The organism is Streptosporangium sp. NPDC005286 (genome assembly GCF_040607515.1).
GTDB lineage: Bacteria > Actinomycetota > Actinomycetes > Streptosporangiales > Streptosporangiaceae > Streptosporangium.
This window is the reverse complement of sequence record NZ_JBEXGU010000043.1, coordinates 1-19,077: the sequence shown is the minus strand read 5'-3', so window position 1 is coordinate 19,077 and position 19,077 is coordinate 1. Positions and strand designations below refer to the sequence as shown.

Annotated in this window: 17 protein-coding genes; 3 read left to right on the top strand and 14 right to left on the bottom strand. The window is 70.9% G+C overall.

Annotation, left to right across the window (positions count from 1 at the left end; genetic code table 11):
• The 12 genes from ABZU75_RS18025 to ABZU75_RS17970 form a co-directional block, all read right to left on the bottom strand.
• Positions 1-804, bottom strand: coding sequence for an ATP-binding cassette domain-containing protein (locus tag ABZU75_RS18025; protein ID WP_326637650.1), 804 nt, complete (start codon positions 802-804; stop codon positions 1-3).
• On the bottom strand, positions 801-1,661 hold the full coding sequence (locus tag ABZU75_RS18020; protein ID WP_350956642.1) for an ABC transporter ATP-binding protein: 861 nt from the start codon (positions 1,659-1,661) through the stop codon (positions 801-803). The genes ABZU75_RS18025 and ABZU75_RS18020 overlap by 4 nt, the downstream gene beginning before the upstream one ends.
• Entirely contained in the window at positions 1,658-2,527 is an 870-nt protein-coding gene (locus ABZU75_RS18015) for an ABC transporter permease (protein ID WP_355555243.1), read from the bottom strand. Before ABZU75_RS18015 ends, ABZU75_RS18020 begins: the two co-directional genes overlap by 4 nt.
• Positions 2,524-3,579, bottom strand: coding sequence for an ABC transporter permease (locus ABZU75_RS18010; RefSeq protein ID WP_355555241.1), 1,056 nt, complete (start codon positions 3,577-3,579; stop codon positions 2,524-2,526). The genes ABZU75_RS18015 and ABZU75_RS18010 overlap by 4 nt, the downstream gene beginning before the upstream one ends.
• Positions 3,580-3,653: 74 nt before the next feature.
• Positions 3,654-5,252 (bottom strand): ABC transporter substrate-binding protein, encoded by a 1,599-nt coding sequence (locus ABZU75_RS18005; protein WP_355555239.1) that lies wholly within the window; start codon positions 5,250-5,252, stop codon positions 3,654-3,656.
• Between the two features lie 6 nt (positions 5,253-5,258).
• Positions 5,259-6,986 (bottom strand): hydantoinase B/oxoprolinase family protein, encoded by a 1,728-nt coding sequence (locus tag ABZU75_RS18000; RefSeq protein ID WP_355555237.1) that lies wholly within the window; start codon positions 6,984-6,986, stop codon positions 5,259-5,261.
• A complete protein-coding gene (locus ABZU75_RS17995; RefSeq protein ID WP_355555235.1) occupies positions 6,983-9,049 on the bottom strand; it encodes a hydantoinase/oxoprolinase family protein in 2,067 nt (688 codons plus the stop codon). The genes ABZU75_RS18000 and ABZU75_RS17995 overlap by 4 nt, the downstream gene beginning before the upstream one ends.
• Entirely contained in the window at positions 9,046-10,344 is a 1,299-nt protein-coding gene (locus tag ABZU75_RS17990; RefSeq protein ID WP_355555233.1) for an amidohydrolase family protein, read from the bottom strand. The genes ABZU75_RS17995 and ABZU75_RS17990 overlap by 4 nt, the downstream gene beginning before the upstream one ends.
• Complete coding sequence (locus ABZU75_RS17985; RefSeq protein WP_350915411.1) at positions 10,338-11,558, bottom strand: FAD-binding oxidoreductase; 1,221 nt, start codon at positions 11,556-11,558, stop codon at positions 10,338-10,340. Before ABZU75_RS17985 ends, ABZU75_RS17990 begins: the two co-directional genes overlap by 7 nt.
• A complete protein-coding gene (locus tag ABZU75_RS17980) occupies positions 11,555-13,018 on the bottom strand; it encodes an NAD(P)/FAD-dependent oxidoreductase (protein ID WP_355555231.1) in 1,464 nt (487 codons plus the stop codon). The genes ABZU75_RS17985 and ABZU75_RS17980 overlap by 4 nt, the downstream gene beginning before the upstream one ends.
• On the bottom strand, positions 13,008-13,328 hold the full coding sequence (locus ABZU75_RS17975; RefSeq protein ID WP_355555229.1) for a (2Fe-2S)-binding protein: 321 nt from the start codon (positions 13,326-13,328) through the stop codon (positions 13,008-13,010). Before ABZU75_RS17975 ends, ABZU75_RS17980 begins: the two co-directional genes overlap by 11 nt.
• The gene (locus tag ABZU75_RS17970; protein WP_355555227.1) at positions 13,325-14,332 is read right to left on the bottom strand and encodes a dihydrodipicolinate synthase family protein; all 1,008 of its coding nucleotides are present in this window, start codon (positions 14,330-14,332) and stop codon (positions 13,325-13,327) included. Before ABZU75_RS17970 ends, ABZU75_RS17975 begins: the two co-directional genes overlap by 4 nt.
• A 156-nt stretch (positions 14,333-14,488) precedes the next feature.
• On the opposite strand from ABZU75_RS17970, the gene ABZU75_RS17965 reads away from it, so the two are divergent.
• Both ABZU75_RS17965 and ABZU75_RS17960 read left to right on the top strand, forming a co-directional pair.
• Positions 14,489-15,532, top strand: a complete 1,044-nt coding sequence (locus ABZU75_RS17965) for a LacI family DNA-binding transcriptional regulator (RefSeq protein ID WP_355555225.1) — start codon at positions 14,489-14,491, stop codon at positions 15,530-15,532.
• Position 15,533: 1 nt separating this feature from the next.
• Complete coding sequence (locus tag ABZU75_RS17960; protein ID WP_355555223.1) at positions 15,534-15,935, top strand: DUF6271 family protein; 402 nt, start codon at positions 15,534-15,536, stop codon at positions 15,933-15,935.
• Between the two features lie 192 nt (positions 15,936-16,127).
• Here ABZU75_RS17960 and ABZU75_RS17955 read toward each other — a convergent pair whose 3' ends face one another.
• Both ABZU75_RS17955 and ABZU75_RS17950 read right to left on the bottom strand, forming a co-directional pair.
• Positions 16,128-17,567: a catalase gene (locus ABZU75_RS17955; protein WP_355555221.1), complete on the bottom strand. Its 1,440-nt coding sequence runs from the start codon at positions 17,565-17,567 to the stop codon at positions 16,128-16,130.
• Positions 17,567-17,959: a hypothetical protein gene (locus ABZU75_RS17950; RefSeq protein ID WP_355555219.1), complete on the bottom strand. Its 393-nt coding sequence runs from the start codon at positions 17,957-17,959 to the stop codon at positions 17,567-17,569. The genes ABZU75_RS17955 and ABZU75_RS17950 overlap by 1 nt, the downstream gene beginning before the upstream one ends.
• A gap of 140 nt (positions 17,960-18,099) precedes the next feature.
• On the opposite strand from ABZU75_RS17950, the gene ABZU75_RS17945 reads away from it, so the two are divergent.
• Positions 18,100-19,077: GlxA family transcriptional regulator (locus tag ABZU75_RS17945; protein WP_355555217.1), on the top strand; the 978-nt coding region annotated here is incomplete at its 3' end.

The following is a 19,077-nucleotide window of genomic DNA, read 5'->3' as shown; positions in this document are numbered from 1 at the left end:
TCAGTACTGGGGTTCGGCCGCGCGGCGGGCACGCTCTGCGGCGGGGTCGGGGATCGGGACGGCCGCCAGCAGCGACCGGGTGTAGGGGTGCTCCGGCGCCCCGTACACCTGCTCCCGGGTGCCGATCTCAGCGAGCCGTCCCTGTTCCATGACCGCGATCCGGTCGCAGAGGTAGTAGACGACCGCCAGATCGTGCGCGATGAACAGGATCGACAGGTTCAGCCGCAGCCGCAGGTCCCGGAGCAGGTTGAGCACCTGGGCCTGGACCGAGACGTCCAGGGAGGAGATCGGCTCGTCGCAGATGAGCAGCCGGGGCTCGACCGCCAGGGCCCGGGCGATGGCGATGCGCTGGCGCTGCCCGCCGGAGAACGACCTGGGGTAGCGGTCCAGGTGCTCGGCGGACATGCTCACCGTCTCCAGCAGGGCCGCCGCGCGCTCCCTGCGCCGGCGCCGGTCCGGCTCAAGGCCGTGCACGACGAGCGGCTCCTCAAGCAGCTCGGCCACGGTCATCCGGGGGTTCAGCGACGAGTACGGGTCCTGGAACACCATCTGCATCTCGCGACGGAGGGAGCGCAGCTCCCCGCGGCCGGCCGCCAGCACGTCGCGCCCGCCGAGTTCCACCCGGCCGGAGTCCGGTTCGGTCAGCCGCGCCACACACCGCGCGGTGGTGGACTTGCCGGAGCCCGACTCCCCGACCAGGCCGAGCACCTCGCCCGGCATCATGTCGAAGGAGACGTCGTCCAGCACGCGCCTGCCCTCGAACGTCTTGACCAGGTTCCGCACCCGCAGCAGGGGCTCGCTCATGACGGGCTCACCGTTCCTTCCTCGGCCGTCTCCACCGCGGAGCCGATGGTGGCCAGCGGCCGGGACAGGTCTCCCCCGATCCGGGGCACGGCCGCGAGCAGCGCCCTGGTGTAGGGGTGGCGGGGCCGGGCGTAGATCTCCTCGACCGGGCCGCTCTCCACCGCCAGGCCGTGGCGCATCACCACCACCCGTTCGGCGAACCCGGCCACGATGCCCAGGTCGTGGGTGATCAGCAGGACCGCCATGTCCCGCTCGTCGGCCAGTTCGTGCAGCAGCCGCAGCACCTGCGCCTGGACCCGCACGTCGAGTGCGGTGGTCGGCTCGTCGGCGATGAGCAGCGCGGGTTCCGCGATGATCGCGATGGCGATCACCACCCGCTGCCGCATCCCGCCGGAGAACTGGTGGGGGTAGTCGTCGAAGCGCTGCTCGGCGTCGCGCACGCCCAGCCGGGAGAGCAGCTCGACGCCGCGCCGCCTGGCGACCTTCTTGGACACCCCTCGGATGACCAGCGGCTGCGTGATCTGCCAGCCGATCGTCATCACCGGGTTGAGCGAGGCAAGCGGGTCCTGGAAGACCAGGCCGACCCCCGAACCGCGGACCTCGCGCATCCGGCGCGGCGGCAGCGTCAGCAGGTCGGTGCCGTCCAGCTCGATCCGCCCGGTCAGCGTGGCGCCGGCGTCCAGTCGCAGTACGGCTCGCGCGGTGACCGACTTGCCGGAGCCGGACTCGCCGACCAGCGCGACCTTCTCGCCGCGTGCCAGCTCCAGGTCGACGCCGTGCACGACCTCGACCGGCCCCTCGGGCCCGGGGAAGCTCGCCCGCAGATCCCGTACGGCGAGCAGTGGTGTGTCCGTCATCGGCCGGCCCCCTCGCGGATCGTCGGGTCGTTGCGCACCCGCAGCCAGTCGCCCAGCAGGTTGAAGGAGATCGCGGTCAGCATGATGGCCAGGCCGGGGAAGGCCACCGCCCACCAGCCGTTGGTGAGGTTGTTGGCCGCCGAGGCGATCATCGCCCCCCATTCGGCGGACGGCACCTGCGCGCCGACGCCGACGAAGGACAGGCCGGAGATGACCAGCATCACCGCGGCGACGTCCAGCGTGGTCTGCACGTACAGGGTGTTCAGCGCGTTGGGCAGGATGTGCCGGAAGACCAGACGGGTCCTGGAGACCCCGAGCATCCTGGCCGCGTCGACGTACTCGGCGTCCTTGACGTCGCGGACCAGCGTGCGCACCAGCCGCGCGTAGCCGGGCCACCAGGTGAGGGAGAGGGCGATCACCGCGGACTGCAGGCCGGAGCCGAGCGCGGCGGCCAGGCCGAGGGCCAGGATGATCGACGGGAGCGAGAGGCCGATGTCGGTGATCCGCATCAGCACCTCGTCGACGACCTTCCCGCCGAGGGCCGCGACCGTGCCGACCACGGTCCCGATCAGCGCCGCGGCGGCGATCACGATCATCGTGGCGGGCAGGGTGACCCGCGCGCCGGACAGCACCCGGCTGAGCACGTCACGGCCGCTGGCGTCGGTGCCGAACCAGTGGTCGCCCGAGGGGGACAGCAGGGCCTTGGACAGGTCGACCGCGTAGGGGTCGTGCGGCGCGATCAGCGGCCCGACGGCGGCGAGGAGCACCATCGCCACGGCCACCGTCACCGCGGCGCGCTCGACGATCGGGACGCGGGGCAGGATACGGCGGCGCGCGCCGGCGACCGCCGTGGCGCCGGCGCTCACGCGTTCACCTCCGCGAGAGCGGGTACGGCCGGCTCGCCCGTGCGGCGCTTCGTCCTGCGCAGCCGCGGGTTGAGCCAGAGCTGGATCAGGTCCACGGCGATGTTCGCCACCACGAAGACCACTCCGATCACGAGAACCGTGCCGATCACGGTGTAGAGGTCGCTCTGCAGGACGGCGGCGACCGCGTGGGCGCCGATTCCCGTCCTGCCGAAGATGGATTCCACCAGGACCGTGGAGCCGAGCATCCAGCCGAGCTGCATGCCGAGAATCGTGCTGGCCGGGACCATGGCGTTGCGCAGGCCGTGCCGTACCACCACGCGGAACTCCGAGGCGCCGGTCGCCCGGGCCAGCGTGATGTAGTCGGAGTCCAGCGCGGTGATCATTGAGGAGCGCACCGTGCGGGCCACCACCGCGACGAACGAGGCGGCCAGCGTGAGGGCGGGAAGTATCAGGTGTTGCAGGGCGTCGCCGAAGGCGGGCAGGTTCCCGCCGAGCAGCGCGTCCAGCGAGGTCATTCCGGTGATCCTCGGCACGTCCTGGCCGAAGGCGAGCTGGCCGGTCAGCGGCAGCAACCTGAGTTCCGCGGCGAAGACGAGCTGGAGCATGAGGCCCAGCCAGAAGACCGGGACCGCCGCGCCCAGCAGGGCGATGAGCCGGGCCGCGATGTCGGCCGGCCGGCCTCGCCGGTAGGCGGCGTACACGCCCAGCGGTACCGCCACCACGATGTTGATCGCCATCGCGGCGAGCACGAGTTCCACCGAGGAGGGCAGCATGGCCGCGATGTCATCGAGCACCGGCCGCTGGGTGAACACCGAGATGCCCAGGTCGCCGTGGAGCAGCCGGTCCAGATACCCCGTGAACTGCTGCCACAGAGGCCGGTCAAGGCCGAGCTGGATCCGTACCTGTGCCACCTGTTCGGCGGTCGCGTTACGCCCCGCGGCGGTCCTGGCCGGGTCGCCGGGCAGTACCTGGGTCATCAGAAAGGTGACGACGGCCAGGCCTGCCAGAACGACGACACTGGTCACGAGCCGCCGTAGCAGGAAACGAGCCATGGGGTACCTCCCCTCAGTGGTGATCTCCGATGATGGGCGGGCCCGGCGCGGAGGGCCGCGCCGAGCCCGGCGGGTCAGCCGACCTGCACCTGGTAGACGTCCACGGTCTGGTGGTGCGCGGGGTCATAGGCGTAGCCGGTGAGCCCCTTGCGGTGAACCGTCACGTACTGCGGGTTGGACATGTTGATCGAGGGGTGGTCGGCCGCGATGGTCTGCTGGGCCTCCTTGTAGAGGGCGCAGCGGGCCTCCTCGTCCGTCAGCTTCTGAGCGTCCTCGACCAGCTTGTCGACCTTCGGGTTGTGGTAGCCGCCGCTGTTCTGCCCGTTGTTGATGAACTTCGAGTTGAACTGCAGGTGCAGCACGGAGTCCGGGTCCGGGTAGGGCGGGAAGCCGTAGATCATGCCGAGGTCGGGCGTGGTCTCGTTGCTCTTGAGCATCTCGACGTACTGCGGGTAGGTGACCGCCGACAGTTCGACCTTCACGCCGATCTTGGCGAGGTCGGACTGGAGCAGCGTGGCCGCCTGCTCCATCTCGGCGGTGGCCTTGAGGTAGCTCATCGTCAGCGTGACGTTCTTCAGGCCGGCGGCGTCCAGGATGCTCTTGGCCTTGTCCAGGTCGTAGCCCGCCTGCGCGACCGTGGGGTCGGCGCAGGCCATAGTGCTCGCCAGCACTCCGGCGGCCTTCTTGCCCGCGCCCTTGAGGATGGCCGACTGGTGCTGGTCGTAGTCGTAGGCGTAGGTGATGGCCTCGCGCAGCGCCTTGTCGGCCGCCGGCGAGTCCTTCATCTTGAAGAAGACGTAGAGCTGCACGTTGGTGTCGGCCTTGTCCACCACATAGCCGCCGCTTTCGAGACCGGCCCAGTCGTTGGGGTCGATGTCCATCGCGATGTCCACGTCACCGTTGCTCAGCGCGGTCTTCTGGGTCGCCGCCTGCGGCAGGTAGCGGATCACCACGTCCTTGGCCTGGTTGGTGAAACCGCCCCAGTAACCGTCGTGCCGGGTGAACTTGGCCTCCTGGTTGGGGGTGTACCCGGTCAGCTTGTACGGCCCGGACCCCGCGCCGTTGGCCGCCAGCCACTGACGGCCGTCGTCGGAGCCGGCGTTGGCCTGGACGAGCTTGGAGTTGAGCAGGTAGACCCGCGACAGCGCACCCAGGAACGGCGCGTAGGACTGCTTCAGCCTGATCGCCAGGTGGGTGTCGTCGACGACCTCGGCGGAGTCGTAGGCGGTCAGCAGCGACGCGACGCCCATCTGCAGCTTGCCGATCCGGTCCAGCGTGTACTTCACGTCGGTGGCGGTCAGCTTGGTGCCGTCGTGGAAGGTCACGTCGTCGCGGAGCGTCAGGTCGAGGGTCTTGCCGTCCTTGGAGAACGTCCACTCGGTGGCCACCGCGGGGGCGATCACGCCGCCCTTGCCGTACTTGACCAGGGTGTCGTAGGCGGGGATGGACACCTCGTCAACGGTCGAGTTGTCGGCCTGGACCGGGTCGAAGGTGGCCGGCGGCTCGTTCTCCGCGATGATCAGCGTCTGCCTGCGGACGTCGGAGCCGCCGGAGCCGCCCGGAGTGCTCTGGCCGCAGGCCGCGAGGGCCAGCGCGCCGACGAGCAGGACGGAGGTCAGGCCCAGCGTGCCCTTGCGGCCACGTGCCACCGGGGTGGCGGGGGGTCGGTGCACTGTCGTCTACCCTTCACTCTTGAGTCGGGCGGCCCTGGCCGGCGTGGGCCGCCAGCCGTCGCCGTCCACGATCACGCCGTAGGACTGCTCCGCGGCCTCGGCGCTGACGTAGCCGTTTAGCACGTCGGCCACCACCGCGGCCGGGTCGCGGTCGAGGGGATCGCCGTAGCCGCCGCCTCCGGCGGTCCGGTTCACGAACCGGTCGCCGGCCTTCATCGCGGCCCGGTACATGCCGACCCGCTTGGCCTGGTCGGTGTCCGGCCACAGCACCATCTCGCTGGGCTCGGGCTCCTGGCCGCCGTCCAGCGCCCAGGGCCGGGTCTTGCTCTTCTTCTTCATCGACAGCACCTCGCCGTCGGCGAGGTAGCGGACCTGCCTGAGCACGCCGACGCCGCCGCGGAACCGGCCGGCGCCGCCGGAGTCGGGAATCAGCTCCAGCCGCTCGTGGAACACGGTGGACTTGTGCTCCAGCACCTCGACCGGGGTGTTGCGGACCACGCTCTGGGAGGGGTGCTGCTGGGCGTTCGCGCCGTCGCGGTCCTTGCGCGCGCCCCAGCCGATGCCCTCGTTGTTGCTGATCACGAAGTCCGCGCCGGTGCGCGGGTCGTGGCCGAGCGCCATGAAGCCCGGCTCGTCACCACCGGAGGAGGCCGGGATCGAGTCCATCACCTGGGCCAGCGCCTTGTGGATCAGCTCGAACGCGACGATGGCGCTCCACTGGGTGAAGGTCGCGGCCGGGTAGACGGCGTGGAAGAAGTTGCCGGGATCGGCCTTGACCTCCAGCGCCCGGTAGTGCCCGGCGTTGGAGGGCTCCCTGGGCGTGGTCAGCTCCTTGAAGATGGCCTTGCCCAGGCTCTCGGTGGAGCCGATCGGCAGGTTGACCGGGCCGGCCACCGCGCCGTCGGAGCCGTTGAAGTCGACCTCCATCCGGTCGCCGTCGATGGTGACCTTGACCTCCATCCGGATCAGGTCCTCGGTGATGCCGTCGTCGTCGCAGTAGTCGAAGGCCGTCCAGGTGCCGTTGGGCAGCGCGGCCAGGGCCTTTCTGGCGACCCGCTCGCCGTGCTCGATGACCTGCCTGATGGCCTGGTCGACGGTCTCGCCGCCGAACTTCTCCCAGACCTGCGCCAGCCGGTTCTCGCCGGTGCGCAGGGCGGCGAGCTGGGCGTGGAAGTCGCCGATGGTCAGGTCGGGCAGCCGGGAGTTGAACCGGATGAGCTCGACGATGTCGCGGACCACCTCGCCACGGCTCACGATCCTGGTGCCCGGGAAGATGAGACCTTCCTGGTGCATGTCCGTGGAGTCCAGGACGTAGCCGGGGGACTTGGCACCGAGGTCCATCCAGTGCGCGCGCACCGCGAGGTAGGCCGCGGGGCCCTCGTGCCCGTCACGGAAGACCGGCGCGAAGAGCATCGCGTCGTAGGAGTGCGCGCCGCTCCAGTACGGATAGTTCAGCAGGTAGACGTCGCCCGGCGCGAAGTTCTCCCGGCCGACGTACTCCACGCCCTTGACGATGGCGTGGTCGTTGGCACCGAGGAACGAGGTGATCCCCGCGGCCTCGGCGGTCAGCTCCAGGTCGGCGTTGTAGATCGAGATACCGAAGTCGAGCACCTCGTAGATCACCGGGTTGAAGGCCGCCCGCACCAGGGTGCGGCGCATCTGCTCGCCCACCGAGACCAGGTAGTTGCGGATCACCTCGACGGTCGCGCCGTCCAGACGCTCAGGGCTGTTCACAGGGTTCCTCCGGTACCGGTCACCAGCAGCTGTCCATAGGTGTCGACGGTGAGCCGCTGATCACCGAAGATCACCGTCGTCGAGGTGCCCTCCTCGACGATCGCCGGGCCGCTCACCTCGTGACCGGGCGCCAGGGTGGTCCGGTCGTAGACCGGGAACACGGCGATCTCGCCGACCGCGACGTCGAAGGCGGGCCGCTCGCCGACCGCCTCGGGCCCGCCGGGCCCGGCGGGTGCCAGCTCGCGCAGCGCCGGCTTGGCCAGCCGTCCCACCGCCCGCACCCGCAGGGTGAGGATCTGCCCGGTGTCGGCCATCGCGTGGCCGTAGCGCGCCTCGTGCTGGGCGTTGAACCGGGCCAGCACGCTCGCGGCGGTGTCGCCGGGCTGCAGGTCGATGCCGAGGCTGTGCTCCTGGCCGTGGTAGCGGATGTCCAGCCTGCGGATCAGGGTGCGGTCCTCCGGCTTGATGCCCTGCGCGGACAGCACCTCGTCGCCCTGCGCCTCCAGGTCGGCGAACTCGCTCTCCAGGGCGGCCAGGCTGTCGTCGCTGAGGGAGCGCAGCACGGTGGCGGCGAACTCGTACTCCAGGTCGGACATCAGCATGCCGAAGGCGGAGAACGCGGCGGGCACCTGCGGGACGATCGTGGTGGCGATGCCCATCTCCCTGGCGAGCATCGGGCCGAGCAGCGGTCCGGCGCCGCCGATGGCCAGCAGCGCGAACTCGCGCGGATCCAGCGCCCGCTCCACGGTGATCTCGCGCAGCGCGCCGACCATGCGGGCCAGCAGCACCCGGAAGACGCTCGCGGCGGCCTGGGGCACGCTCACCCCGAGGGGAACGGCCAGCTTGGCCTCGATCGCGGCGCGGGCCGCGTCCGCGTCGATGGACATGTCGCCGCCGAGGAACGCGGCGGGGTCCAGGTAGCCGAGCACCAGCGCGGCGTCGGTGACGGTCGGCTCGGTGCCGCCCGCGCCGTACGCCACCGGCCCCGGCACGGCGCCGGCGCTGTGCGGGCCGACCTTGAGCAGCCCCTCGTCGATCCAGGCGATCGAGCCGCCGCCCGCGCCCACGGTACGGATGTCGAAGATCGGGATGAGCAGCGGGAAGCCGTCGATGCCCGCCTCGTGCACCTCGCCGGGCTCGCCGTCCTCGATGACGCAGCAGTCCACGCTGGTGCCGCCGACGTCGAAGGAGATCAGCTTGGGCAGCCGCTGCTCGCGGGCCAGGAAGGAGGCGCCCACCACTCCCCCGGCGGGGCCGGACAGCACGGTCATCAGCGGGGCGCGGCGGGCCAGTTCCGCGGTCATCGCACCGCCGCCCGAGCGCATGATGTGCAGCGGGTGGGTGAGCCCCGCCTCGGTCAGCCTGGCCTCCAGGGTGCCGATGTAGTCGCTCAGCACCGGCCGGATGTAGGCGTCCAGGGTGACGGTGCTGGTCCGCTCGTACTCGCGGTACTCACGGGTGATGTCGGTGGAGACCGAGATCGACACGTCCGGGTAGAGCTCGCGCAGGATGCGCGCGGCCCGCCGCTCGTGCTCGGGGTTGGCGTAGGAGTGCAGGAAGCAGATGGCCAGTGAGGCCAGTCCCTGCTCCTCGACCAGGATCCGGCCGGCCTCGCGCACGGCGTCCTCGTCCAGGTCCTGCACCACGTCGCCCTGCGCGTCGATCCGGCAGGGTACGCCGATCCGCCGGCGGCGCGGCACCAGCGGCGGCGGCGGGGCGTAGGAGAAGTCGTACATGTGCTGGCCGGGGACGTTGGCGCGGGCGATCTCCAGCAGGTCCCTGAAGCCCTCGTTGGTGATGATGCCGAGGTTCGCGCCGCGGCGCTGCAGGATCGCGTTCAGGCCGAGCGTGGTGCCGTGGACGAACGCCTCCACCCCGTCCAGCCGGGTGGCGAGGCCGCCCACCGCGTCCAGGACGCCCCGCTCGGGGGCACCGGGGGTGGTCGAGGCCTTGTGCAGCCGGATCTGCCCGGTCTCCTCGTCGTAGGCGATCGCGTCGACGAACGTGCCGCCGATGTCCACGGCGAACCGGGTACGTCCGGCCGGAGTGTCGGGGGAGTTCACAGGGCACCTCCAGGGACCTGCTGCGGGGCGGGGACGACCGGCAGATCGTCACGGACGATCCGGCCGGCCTGCATGACGAAGGGGATCCGGCGCAGCGCGGAGACGTCGCTCAGCGGGTCGCGCTCGGTGACGATCAGGTCGGCGAGGTAGCCCTCCTCGACGGCACCGGCCTGGCCGGCCAGCCCGACCAGGCGCGCGGCCTCGGACGTGCCGGCCCGTACCGCCTGGATGGGGCTGAGTCCCGCGTCGGTGAGGAACTCCATCTCGCGGACCGCCACGACGGTGTCCTCGATGGGCTCGCCCGGCGGGTAGTCGGTGCCGGCGAGCATGGTGATGCCCGGCGCGCCGGGGTCGTCCGGGTCGGCGATGCCGGCCGCGACCGCCCGCCGGATGCTGGCCAGGTGGCCGGGGCCGACCTCCACCGCCCGCTCGATCTGCCAGGGCGTGAAGCTGTGCTCGGCCATCCAGTCGGGGCAGCGGGTGACGCACAGGGTCGGGGTGAGGAACACCCGCCGCTCCGCCATCTGCCTGGCCGTGTCGTCGTCCAGGTCGTAGGCGTGCTCGTAGCCGCGGACTCCGGCGGCGAGCGCCTCGCGGATCGCCGAGCCGGCGCCGGCGTGCGCGGTCACGTAACTGCCGTGCTCCTCGGCGGCGCGGACCACGGCCCGCATCTCCTCGGCGGTCATCTGCGCGCCGGTGAACGACTCGCCCTGGTGGGCGATGCCGCCGGTGATGAAGATCTTGAGCAGGTCGGCGCCCGCGTCCAGCTCCTGCCTGGCCGCGCGCAGGAAGCCGTCGTGCCCGTCGGCGTAGGAGCAGTCGGCGCCCTTGCCGTGGCCGCCGGTGGTGGAGATGGCCCGGCCCGCTCCGACGATCCGCGGCGCGGCCACCCAGCCCTGGTCCGCGGCGGTGCGCACCAGCAGGTCGGCGCGGTTCTGCTCGTGCACGCAGCGGATCGTGGTGACCCCCGCGACGAGGGCGTCCTGCGCCCGGGACAGCGCGCGCAGCGCGGTCAGCCCGGGGTTCTCCGACTCGTCGGTGGCGGAGAAGGGGTAGAGCACCGACAGGTGGGTGTGCACCGAGATCAGGCCGGGCATCAGGTACCTGCCGCCCAGCTCGACGGTCCGCGCTCCCGGGGGCGGGGCGTCCGCCGTGATCTTCTCGATCCGGCCGGCCGCGACGAGCACGTTGGCGTTCCTGCGGATCCGTCCTGATCGGACGTCCACGACGTGCCCACCGGTCAACCAGAGGGTCTCGGGCTCCGACGTGGGCCGCAGCCGAGGTGATGTCAGCACCGCTTACTCCTTCTGTCCTGGTGGTTTTCCTGCTCTGGGCCGTTGTCTTCCTGGCTCCACCGCTCCATCAGCCGGCCGGGGCCGAGGTCGGAGACGTCGACCGGCGGCGGCTTCCCCTCGATCAGGCAGCGCAGCGTCTCCCCCCACAGCGGGGCGAAGGTGAAGGCGTAGGTGCCTCCGGCCACGTAGAACCCGGGGGCGCCGGGCACCTCGCCGATCACCGGCATCTCGTCGGGCGTGGCCGCGAGCGGCCCGGCCCACATCCGCAGCAGCCGCAGGTCCCGGATGAACGGCAGCACCCGGACCGCCAGCGCGACGTTGCCCACCAGGCTGTCCAGGCTGGCGTCGCTCCGGCCGGCCAGGTCCATGCTCAGGGCCGGCCAGCCGCCGCCGATCAGCAGGTTGCCCGCGGCGACCTGCTTCACCGACAGTCCCTCGCCGATGTGCTGGACCAGGTGGGACATGGTGGCCGAGGAGCGCACGGTGGCGTGCATCTGGATCGCCACCGGTGTCATCCGCAGCGTGATCCCGGCCATGGCCGCGATCTCCCCCAGCCAGGGCCCCGCGACGTCGACCACCACGGGGGTGTCCACCACCCGCTCGGCGGCGCCGCGCCCGGCGACCACCCGCCAGCCGTCGCCGTTGCGGGTGATCCGCCGGACCGGCGCGAACGCCACGGTCCGGCCGCCGTGCCTGGTCGCCGAGTCCAGGTAGGCGGGGGTGACCTTCAGCGGGTTGGCGTAGCCGTCCAGGTCACACCAGGTGGCGGCGGCCACCGTCGGTCCGAGCAGGGGCAGCGCGGCCCGCGCGGCGTCTCCGTCGAGGATCTCGGTGTGGATCCCGGCTGCGGCCTCCCAGCCGTGCTTGTCGCGCAGCTCCTGGCACTGCTCCTCGGTCTCGGCGATGGTGAAGCCACCGGTGCGGCGGACCTCCACCGAGGTTTCCAGCTCCTCCTCCAGCGTCTCCCACCGGTCGCTCGCGGCGCGCTGCAGCGGCAGGAACCGCGCGCTGTCCAGCGGCACCGCCTGGCCGGGGCGCTTGGTGTGCACGGCCTGCATGTGCAGGTTGCCGGCGGTGGTGCCGGAGCCCTCCCTGCCGGGGGCGCCGCGTTCCAGTACGAGCACCCGATGGCCGCTGCGGGCCAGGTGGCTGGCCACCGAGGCGCCGAGCACCCCGGCTCCCACGATCACCGCGTCCGCGGTCCGCGTGCTCATGCGTCGCCTTTCTGCGATTCCGGTCCGGCCAGCTCCAGCAGCGTGGCGAGGGGGACGGGGCGCACCGGCAGCCGGGAGGGGAAGACCTCCACCCGGGACTCGCCGTCGCCCGCGCCCCGGTGGGGCATGACGGACCGGACCAGTCCGGCGACCGCGAACCCGCACTCCCGGCCCTGGCAGGGGCCCATTCCCGCGCGGGTCCAGGCTTTGGTCGCGTTGAGGTCGCCGTCGGCGCTTCCCGCGGCGGTGGTGCGGATCTCCTCCGCGCGGACCGCCTCGCACCGGCAGACCATGGTGTCGGCGGGCAGCGCGGGCGCCAGCGTGGCGAGCAGTGCCGCCGGGCCGGGATAGAGGGAGTCGGTCAGCGCGGTGAAACGTGCCAGACGGCGCCTGGCCGACACCACCCGCCGGGTCTCGGACACCGGTACGGCCGCGCGGCCCTCACGGGTCAGGATGTCGTGCGCGGCGGCGAGCCCTCTGGCCTTCGCCGCGTGCACCCCGCCGATTCCCGCCGCCTCGCCCACCACGTACACATCGGCCCGGGAGGCGCGTCCCGCCGCGTCGGTCACCGGCACCGCGTCCCCGCTCGCCACGTCGACCCGCACCTGGCAGCCCAGCATGCGGGCCAGGTCGGTCTGGGGCCGGAAGCCGTACCCGACGCAGAGCGCGTCCACCTCGACGGTGCGGACCGGGCGCGCGGGCCTGGCCGCGGCGGCGAGGGTCACCGAGGAGACCCGGTCGCGGCCGTCGGCGCGGAGCACGACGGTCTCCTGCCAGATCGGCACCCGGGCGCGGGCCAGCCGCGCGGCGTAGGTGGCCAGCTCGCGCAGTCGCGCGGGGTGGCCGAGCGTGCCCAGCGCCCGCGGGCTCGGCCGGTACGGCCTGCCCGCCTCGGCGATTCCCGCCACGCTCACGCCGAGTTCGATCAGCGAGCAGGCGACCGGCAGCAGGAACGGCCCTGAACCGGCCAGGACCACCCGGTCTCCGATGGTGGTGTGGTCGCTCGCGGCCAGGTGCTGGGCGAAGCCCGGGGTGGTCACTCCGGGAAGCTGCCAGCCGGGGAAGGGGAACACCCGCTCGAAGGCGCCGGTCGCCAGCACGAGGTAGCGGGCGCGCAACCGCACCGGATGCTCGGCGGCGTCGGAGGCGAGCAGCGTGCACCCGTCGTCCTCCACACCCCAGACCAGATGGCCGGTGCGGCACTCGGCGCCGGCCGCGCGCACCTGGGCGATCAGCCGGCCGCCCTCGGGCCGGTGGTCGCCCCAGTGCCTCGCCACCGCGGGCGCGGGCCGCCGGTAGTACTGCCCGCCCAGTTCCGGCTGCTCGTCGAGGATCGTCACGGCCAGACCGGCGGAGGCAAGCCGGGCCGCGGCGCTGAGCCCCGCGGGACCGCCGCCGACGATCACGACATCCCGTTCGACGACCTCGCCGTACGTGGCCGCACTGCGCTCAGCGGTCATGCGGAACCTCTCCCTCTGTGGCCGTCTCGACCCGCATGCCGGCATAGATCTTGGTGATGCAGGCGCGGACCCCCGGACGACCGTCCACCGTCACCTCGCACTCGAAGCACACGCCCATCCCGCAGAACGGGCCGCGAAGGTCGCCGCCCACCGGATTGCGCCGCAGGCTCCACCGCCGCTCACCGACGAGGACCGCGGCGAGGCTGATGCCGTCGACGGCCTGCACGGAGTCGCCGTCGACGACGATCTCCGTTTGCGGAGCCCGGCTCGGCCCGGCACGCCGGCCGGTGCGGCCCTGCGCCGTCGTCATCGCCCGGCCTGCCCCGAGACGGTGTCCGCGCTGCCCCCGGAAAGGGCTTCGACCAGGCCGGACTCCTTCAGCGCGGCGCCGATCGCGTCGAGCCTCTCCGGGTCCGTGATCGGCAGGAGCGGCGGGCGGACGTGCCCGCCCGGCTGGCCGAGCATCGCCATGGCGGCCTTGAGCTGGGCGATGGGCGTGCCGTACACACCGCTGTAGTCGGGGTTGATCAGCCGGGAGGAGAGCCCCGCGTACCGGTCGACCCAGCCGCGCGCCGCCTCGCGATCGGATACCGCGACCGCCTCGTAGCAGGGGACGGCGAACGGGGCGCCCATGCCACCGCCGTCGATGTTCCCGTCTCCGCCCAGCTCCAGCAGGACGGCGAGGCCCCGCCGGTGCAGGAAGCTGCCGAACACCCGAACCCGGTCGCCGACCTCCTCAACCGTGCCGAGCATCCGCAGCCAGTCACCGGTGCTGTCCTTGATGGCCACCACGTTGTCCAGGTCGGCCAGTCTCGACATCAGCCCGGGGTGGGCGGAGATGTCGACGGCCACCCCGCGCGGCCAGTTGTAGACCATGAACGGCAGCTCCGTCGCGGAGCTGACCTGCCGGTAGAAGGCGAGGATGTCCTCAGGCCCCGGGTGCACGTACGGCGGGGGCGTGGCGAGCACGCCGTCCGCGCCCGCCTCGGCGGCGTGCCGCGCGAACTCGATCGCCTCTGCGGCGGTGTAGGCCGTGACGCCGACGACCACCGGGACCCTGCCGGAGAGCTCGGACACCGCGATCTCGGCGACCCGGCGGCGCTCGGCCGCGCTCTGGCTGAACCACTCACCGGTGCTCCCGTTGACCAGGACTCCGTGCACGCCCTGGGCGGCGTAGAGCCGGAGCAGCGCGCGCCACGCGTCCTCGTCCAGCCCGCCTTCGCTGGTGAAAGGGGTGGGCGCGGCCGGCCAGTAACCGTGCCAGGTGACGTCGTCGCGGTCCATGGAACCCCCGAGGATCAATGTTGTAGTCATTTTTTGGGATCGCTTGCATTAGGTTGCAGTACTCGGGAGATTCAGGTCAAGGCCGAAATATGTTTTTAACCTGGGTAAATTTCCTCGCGCCTCACCAAGTGTTCATGATCTTGTGGCAAAATTTCCCCCCGGATGGGATCGATCCCAGGAAGAAGGATGATGGCGATCACGCTGAAGGACGTCGCCGCCGCGGCCGGGGTATCACGCAGCACGGCTTCCCGCGCACTGAGCGGCTCACCGCTGATCGCCCCGGAGACCCGGGTGGCGGTGAAGGAGGTCGCGGACCGGATGGGCTACCGCCCCAACCGCGCGGCCAGCGCGCTGCGTTCCAAGCAGTCCCATGTCGTGGGACTGGTGCTGAACAACCTCATCAACGCGTCCTTCCACACCATCGCCGAGGTCGTGCAGCGTCGCGCCGCGGCCGAGGGTTACCAGGTGATGCTCTGCATCACCGACGCGGACCCGCGGCGGGAGGAGTCCTTCCTGCGGACCCTCGCCGCGCACGGGGTGGACGGGCTGATCATGATAGGTACGGGCAAGAACACGGCCATGGCCAACGCGCTGCTCGCCGAGGGCATCGGGGTCGTCAACGTCATCCGCGCCGCCGCCGAGAGCGCCGCGCCGTCGGTGCTCGCCTCCGACCGCGAGGGCGCCCACGCGGCCACCTCACACCTGCTCGACCTGGGTCACGAGCGGATCGGCTTCATCGGCGGCCTGCTGAGCGCCAACTCCGGCCTGGAGCGGTTCGCCGGCTACGAGCAGGCACTGAGGGAACGCGGCCGCCAGGTCGACGAGTCACTCGTCGAACGCGGGCCGTTCGACTCCGCCTTCGGCGCCGAGGCGACGGAGCGGCTGCTGCGCCGCAACCCGGAGATGACGGCGCTGTTCGCCGCGAACCACGAGGCCGTGTTCGGCATGCTGCCCACACTCGTCGGTGCCGGCGTCGTCATTCCCGAGCAGCTCTCGCTGATCTGCTACGAGGACATCCCCTGGCTGCGCTGGTGGCAGCCCCCCATCACCGTCGTCGACAACGGGGCCCACGAGCTCGGGGACCTCGCCATGAACCTCCTGCTCCAGCAGATCGAACGGACCGACCGGTCGACGGCTCCGGCACGGACCGGCCGGGCAGGCCGGGCCTACCGGGTGGGCGCCCAGCTCGTCCTGCGCTCCTCCTGCGCGAAACCGGCCGCCCCCCGCTGAGGTGAACCGCCACGGCCCGCGATCCTCGAACCCGCGGAGGCCCGCCCGGGACCGCCGCCGTTCTCCTGCTCTCCCGGCCGATGAACCGGCGGATCGGGATCGGCTGGAAAGGCTCCTGATCCCGGAGGGGGTCTCGTACGGGGCGGGGCCGAACATCGCGGCGTTGGTCGCGGTGGCACTCGACGCCCAGGTACTGCTGCGCCGGGACTCCCCACGCGCCCGATGCCGCGCGGGGAGGTCCTCGCGTTTCCCGGAGAGCTGGAACTGCGCGCGCCAGCCGGACAGGGGGTGTATTTCGTCGCCGGCACCTACGTGGGAGATCCGCCGCTGGACCGGCGCGACCTGCTGTCGGCGGGACCGGAGTTCGTGCGCCGTATCGAGCGCGAGATCAAACCCGGCCTGAGCGATCGGGAGATCGACGAGCTGCTCCGCGAGCATCCAGGGGGCGAAGCCGGGTGCTCTGACCAGGCCGAGCAGCCGGAACGCCGACTGCTCCTCCGCGCTCAGGGCCGCATGGCTCAGGGAGAACGAGGCGCGCACGCTGAGATCACCCGCGATCCCAGCACGATCCACCACTGCGCAAATCGCCCTTGGGCTACAGCTTGGCGGCGATGTCGGCACCGAGATCCGTGTCCACGTTGGTCCAGTACTGCACGAACCGATCGCGGATGTCGTCGTCACGAATCTGGAGTCCTTGACCGACGAGCGTGGCGATCATGCGTTCGCGGCCGGTGTCGGTGAAGACGTCGCGGTACAGGCGTCCAGCCTGGCCGAAGTCGTCGTCGTCCGTGCGCAGGGTGGCAGCGGACCGCAGCAACTCCCCGTCTGACTCCCAACCACCGTTGCCTGCGGCGGCGGCGTCGCCCACTGGCCCGCCAAAGGAGTTCGGAGCGTAGACAGGGGCGGATGCGGGCTTGAAGTGGTGTCGACCGAGGCCGTCCTGGCTGTACGAGCGGACGGGTGCCACGGGCGCATTGACCGGAATCTCGGCATAGTTAGTGCCGACGCGGTATCGCTGGGCGTCCGGGTAGGAGAAGACCCGCGCCATGAGCATCTTGTCGGGGCTGATATCGATGCCCGGCACCGTGTTCGCCGGGGAGAAGGCCGCCTGTTCAATCTGGGCGAAGAAGTTCTGCGGGTTCTCGTTCAGGGTGTATGTGCCGACCTTGATCAACGGGTAGTCCGCGTGCGGCCAGACCTTGGTGACGTCGAAGGGATTGAACCGGTACGTCTTCGCGTCCTCATACGGCATCACCTGCACGTTGACCTCCCAGGAAGGGAGATCACCGCGCTCGATCGCCTCGTAGAGGTCGCGTCGGTAGTAGTCGGCGTCGGCACCGGCGATCGCCTCGGCCTCGGCCTCGGTCATATCGGCGTTTCCCTGCAGCGGCTTGAAGTGGTACTTCACCCAGTGCCGCTCTCCTGCGGCGTTGATCCACTGGAACGTGTGCGATCCGTAGCCGGACATGGTGCGCCACGATCGTGGAAGTCCGCGGTCACCCATGAGGTACGTGACCTGGTGAGCCGACTCGGGCGACAGGGTGAGGAAGTCCCACTGCATGTCGGCGCCGCGTAGACCGGATCCCGGCAGTCGCTTCTGCGAGTGAATGAAGTCGGGGAACTTGATGCCGTCGCGGATGAAGAAGACGGGGGTGTTGTTGCCGACGATGTCGTAGTTTCCCTCGCTTGTGTAGAACTTCAGGCTCCAGCCGCGTACGTCGCGCCAGGTGTCGGGCGATCCCTGCTCGCCCGCGACCGAGGAGAAGCGCTGGAGAAGGCGGGTCCGCGTCCCGGGCTGGAAGAGTGCGGCTCGTGTGTAGCGGCTGACGTCCTCGGTGATGACGAGTTCGCCGAATGCGCCGCCACCCTTGGCGTGCACGATTCGCTCCGGGATCCGCTCGCGGCTGAACTGGGCCAGCTTCTCGACCAGGTAGCGGTCGTGCAACACGGTGGCACCGTCGGCGCCAACCGTGAGTGAGTGAGCGTCGCCGGCGACCGGCGTGCCGGTCTGGGTGGTCGTCACGTTCTCTGTCATCACTTCTCCTCGTGGGTGTTGTTGAACTGGCGGCTGGCATGGCGGAGGCTGCCGTCCCTAGGCTGGCCGTACTCACTGCGGAGGTAGGCAGAACGGTCCGCATCGAGGGCGTGGCGGCGCGGGCCGCTCACCGGCACGCGGAAGACGAGCCCGCATGTTTCGAGGTCGTGGAGGATGGTGTAGATGCTTTGTTTCGACAGCCCCGGAGCCGCTCCCTGGAGGTGCGATCGCAACTGGGTCACGTCAGCGACCCTGACCTCGGCCAGACCCTCAAGCACTGCCACGCGTGCGCGCGTCGCGCGTAGACCGTGGTTCGCGAGACGCCCCCGCCATTCAATGCGCGGGTCGAGCCGCTGGTAGGCATGTGCCGCGGTTGCGGGAAGCTGCACCATCGGGATCCTCTTCTCCTCCTCCCTGACCCGGTCCAGTCTTTGTGCTGGGGCAGAGGGAGTGTGGTGCCGAGGCCGGCCAAAGATCGCACAGTTCTGGACATTGGACCGGGCCGACCGGACCGGCTGAAGGAGGCGACGTCATGCCTAGGACGCGGCACATCGTGTTCCTGGTGTTCGACGGCATGAAGATGCTCGACATCTGTGGTCCCGCCGAGGTCTTCTCCGAGGCGAACCATTTCGGAGCGCACTACCAACTCACGTATGCGTCGACTTCCGGGCGGGCTGTGGCAACGTCGATCGGAACGACATTCGCTGTCGATCAGGCGGTCAGCCAGGTCGAACGGGCCGACACCGTCGTGGTCTCAGGCGGCGACGACCTCCCCACGAAACCGATCCCGCCTGACCTGGTCGCTGCCGCGGCCGCACTACAGGCTCGCTGTACTCGGATGGTGTCCATCTGCACCGGGTCGTTCGTGCTGGCATCCTCGGGGCTGCTCGACGGGCGGCGGGCCACCACGCACTGGAGGTATGCCGGTTTGCTCGCTCGAGCGTTCCCAAAGGTCTCGGTGTCACCGGATGCGCTCTTCGTTCATGACCGCGGCATCTACACCTCTGCCGGTGTCTCCGCCGGCATCGACCTGGCACTGTCTCTCGTCGAGCAGGATCACGGACCCGACCTGGCCCGTGACGTGGCGCGCAGCCTCGTGATGTTCATGCAGCGGCCTGGAGGACAGTCACAGTTCGCAGTTCCACTCCAGATTCGGGCACCACGGACGCCCACACTGCGCGCCGTGGTGGACTTGGTCTCTGCGCAGCCGGCGCTCGCGCACAGCACAAGCTCGCTGGCCGCGCACGCCGGGGTCAGTCCGCGCCATCTCGCGCGCCTCTTCGCCAACGAGCTCGACATCTCGCCGGCCAAGTTCGTCGAACGCACACGGCTCGACCACGCTCAGGCGCTCCTGGACTCCGGACACGGCGTCGCGGAAACGGCGAGACTGGTTGGATTCGGCAGCGCCGAGACCCTGCGCCGGCTATTCGTGACCCGATTCGGAATCTCGCCCAGCCAGTACCGGGCCCGTTTCAAGACGACCACCCAGGCCGGGCCGGGCTCAGGGCCC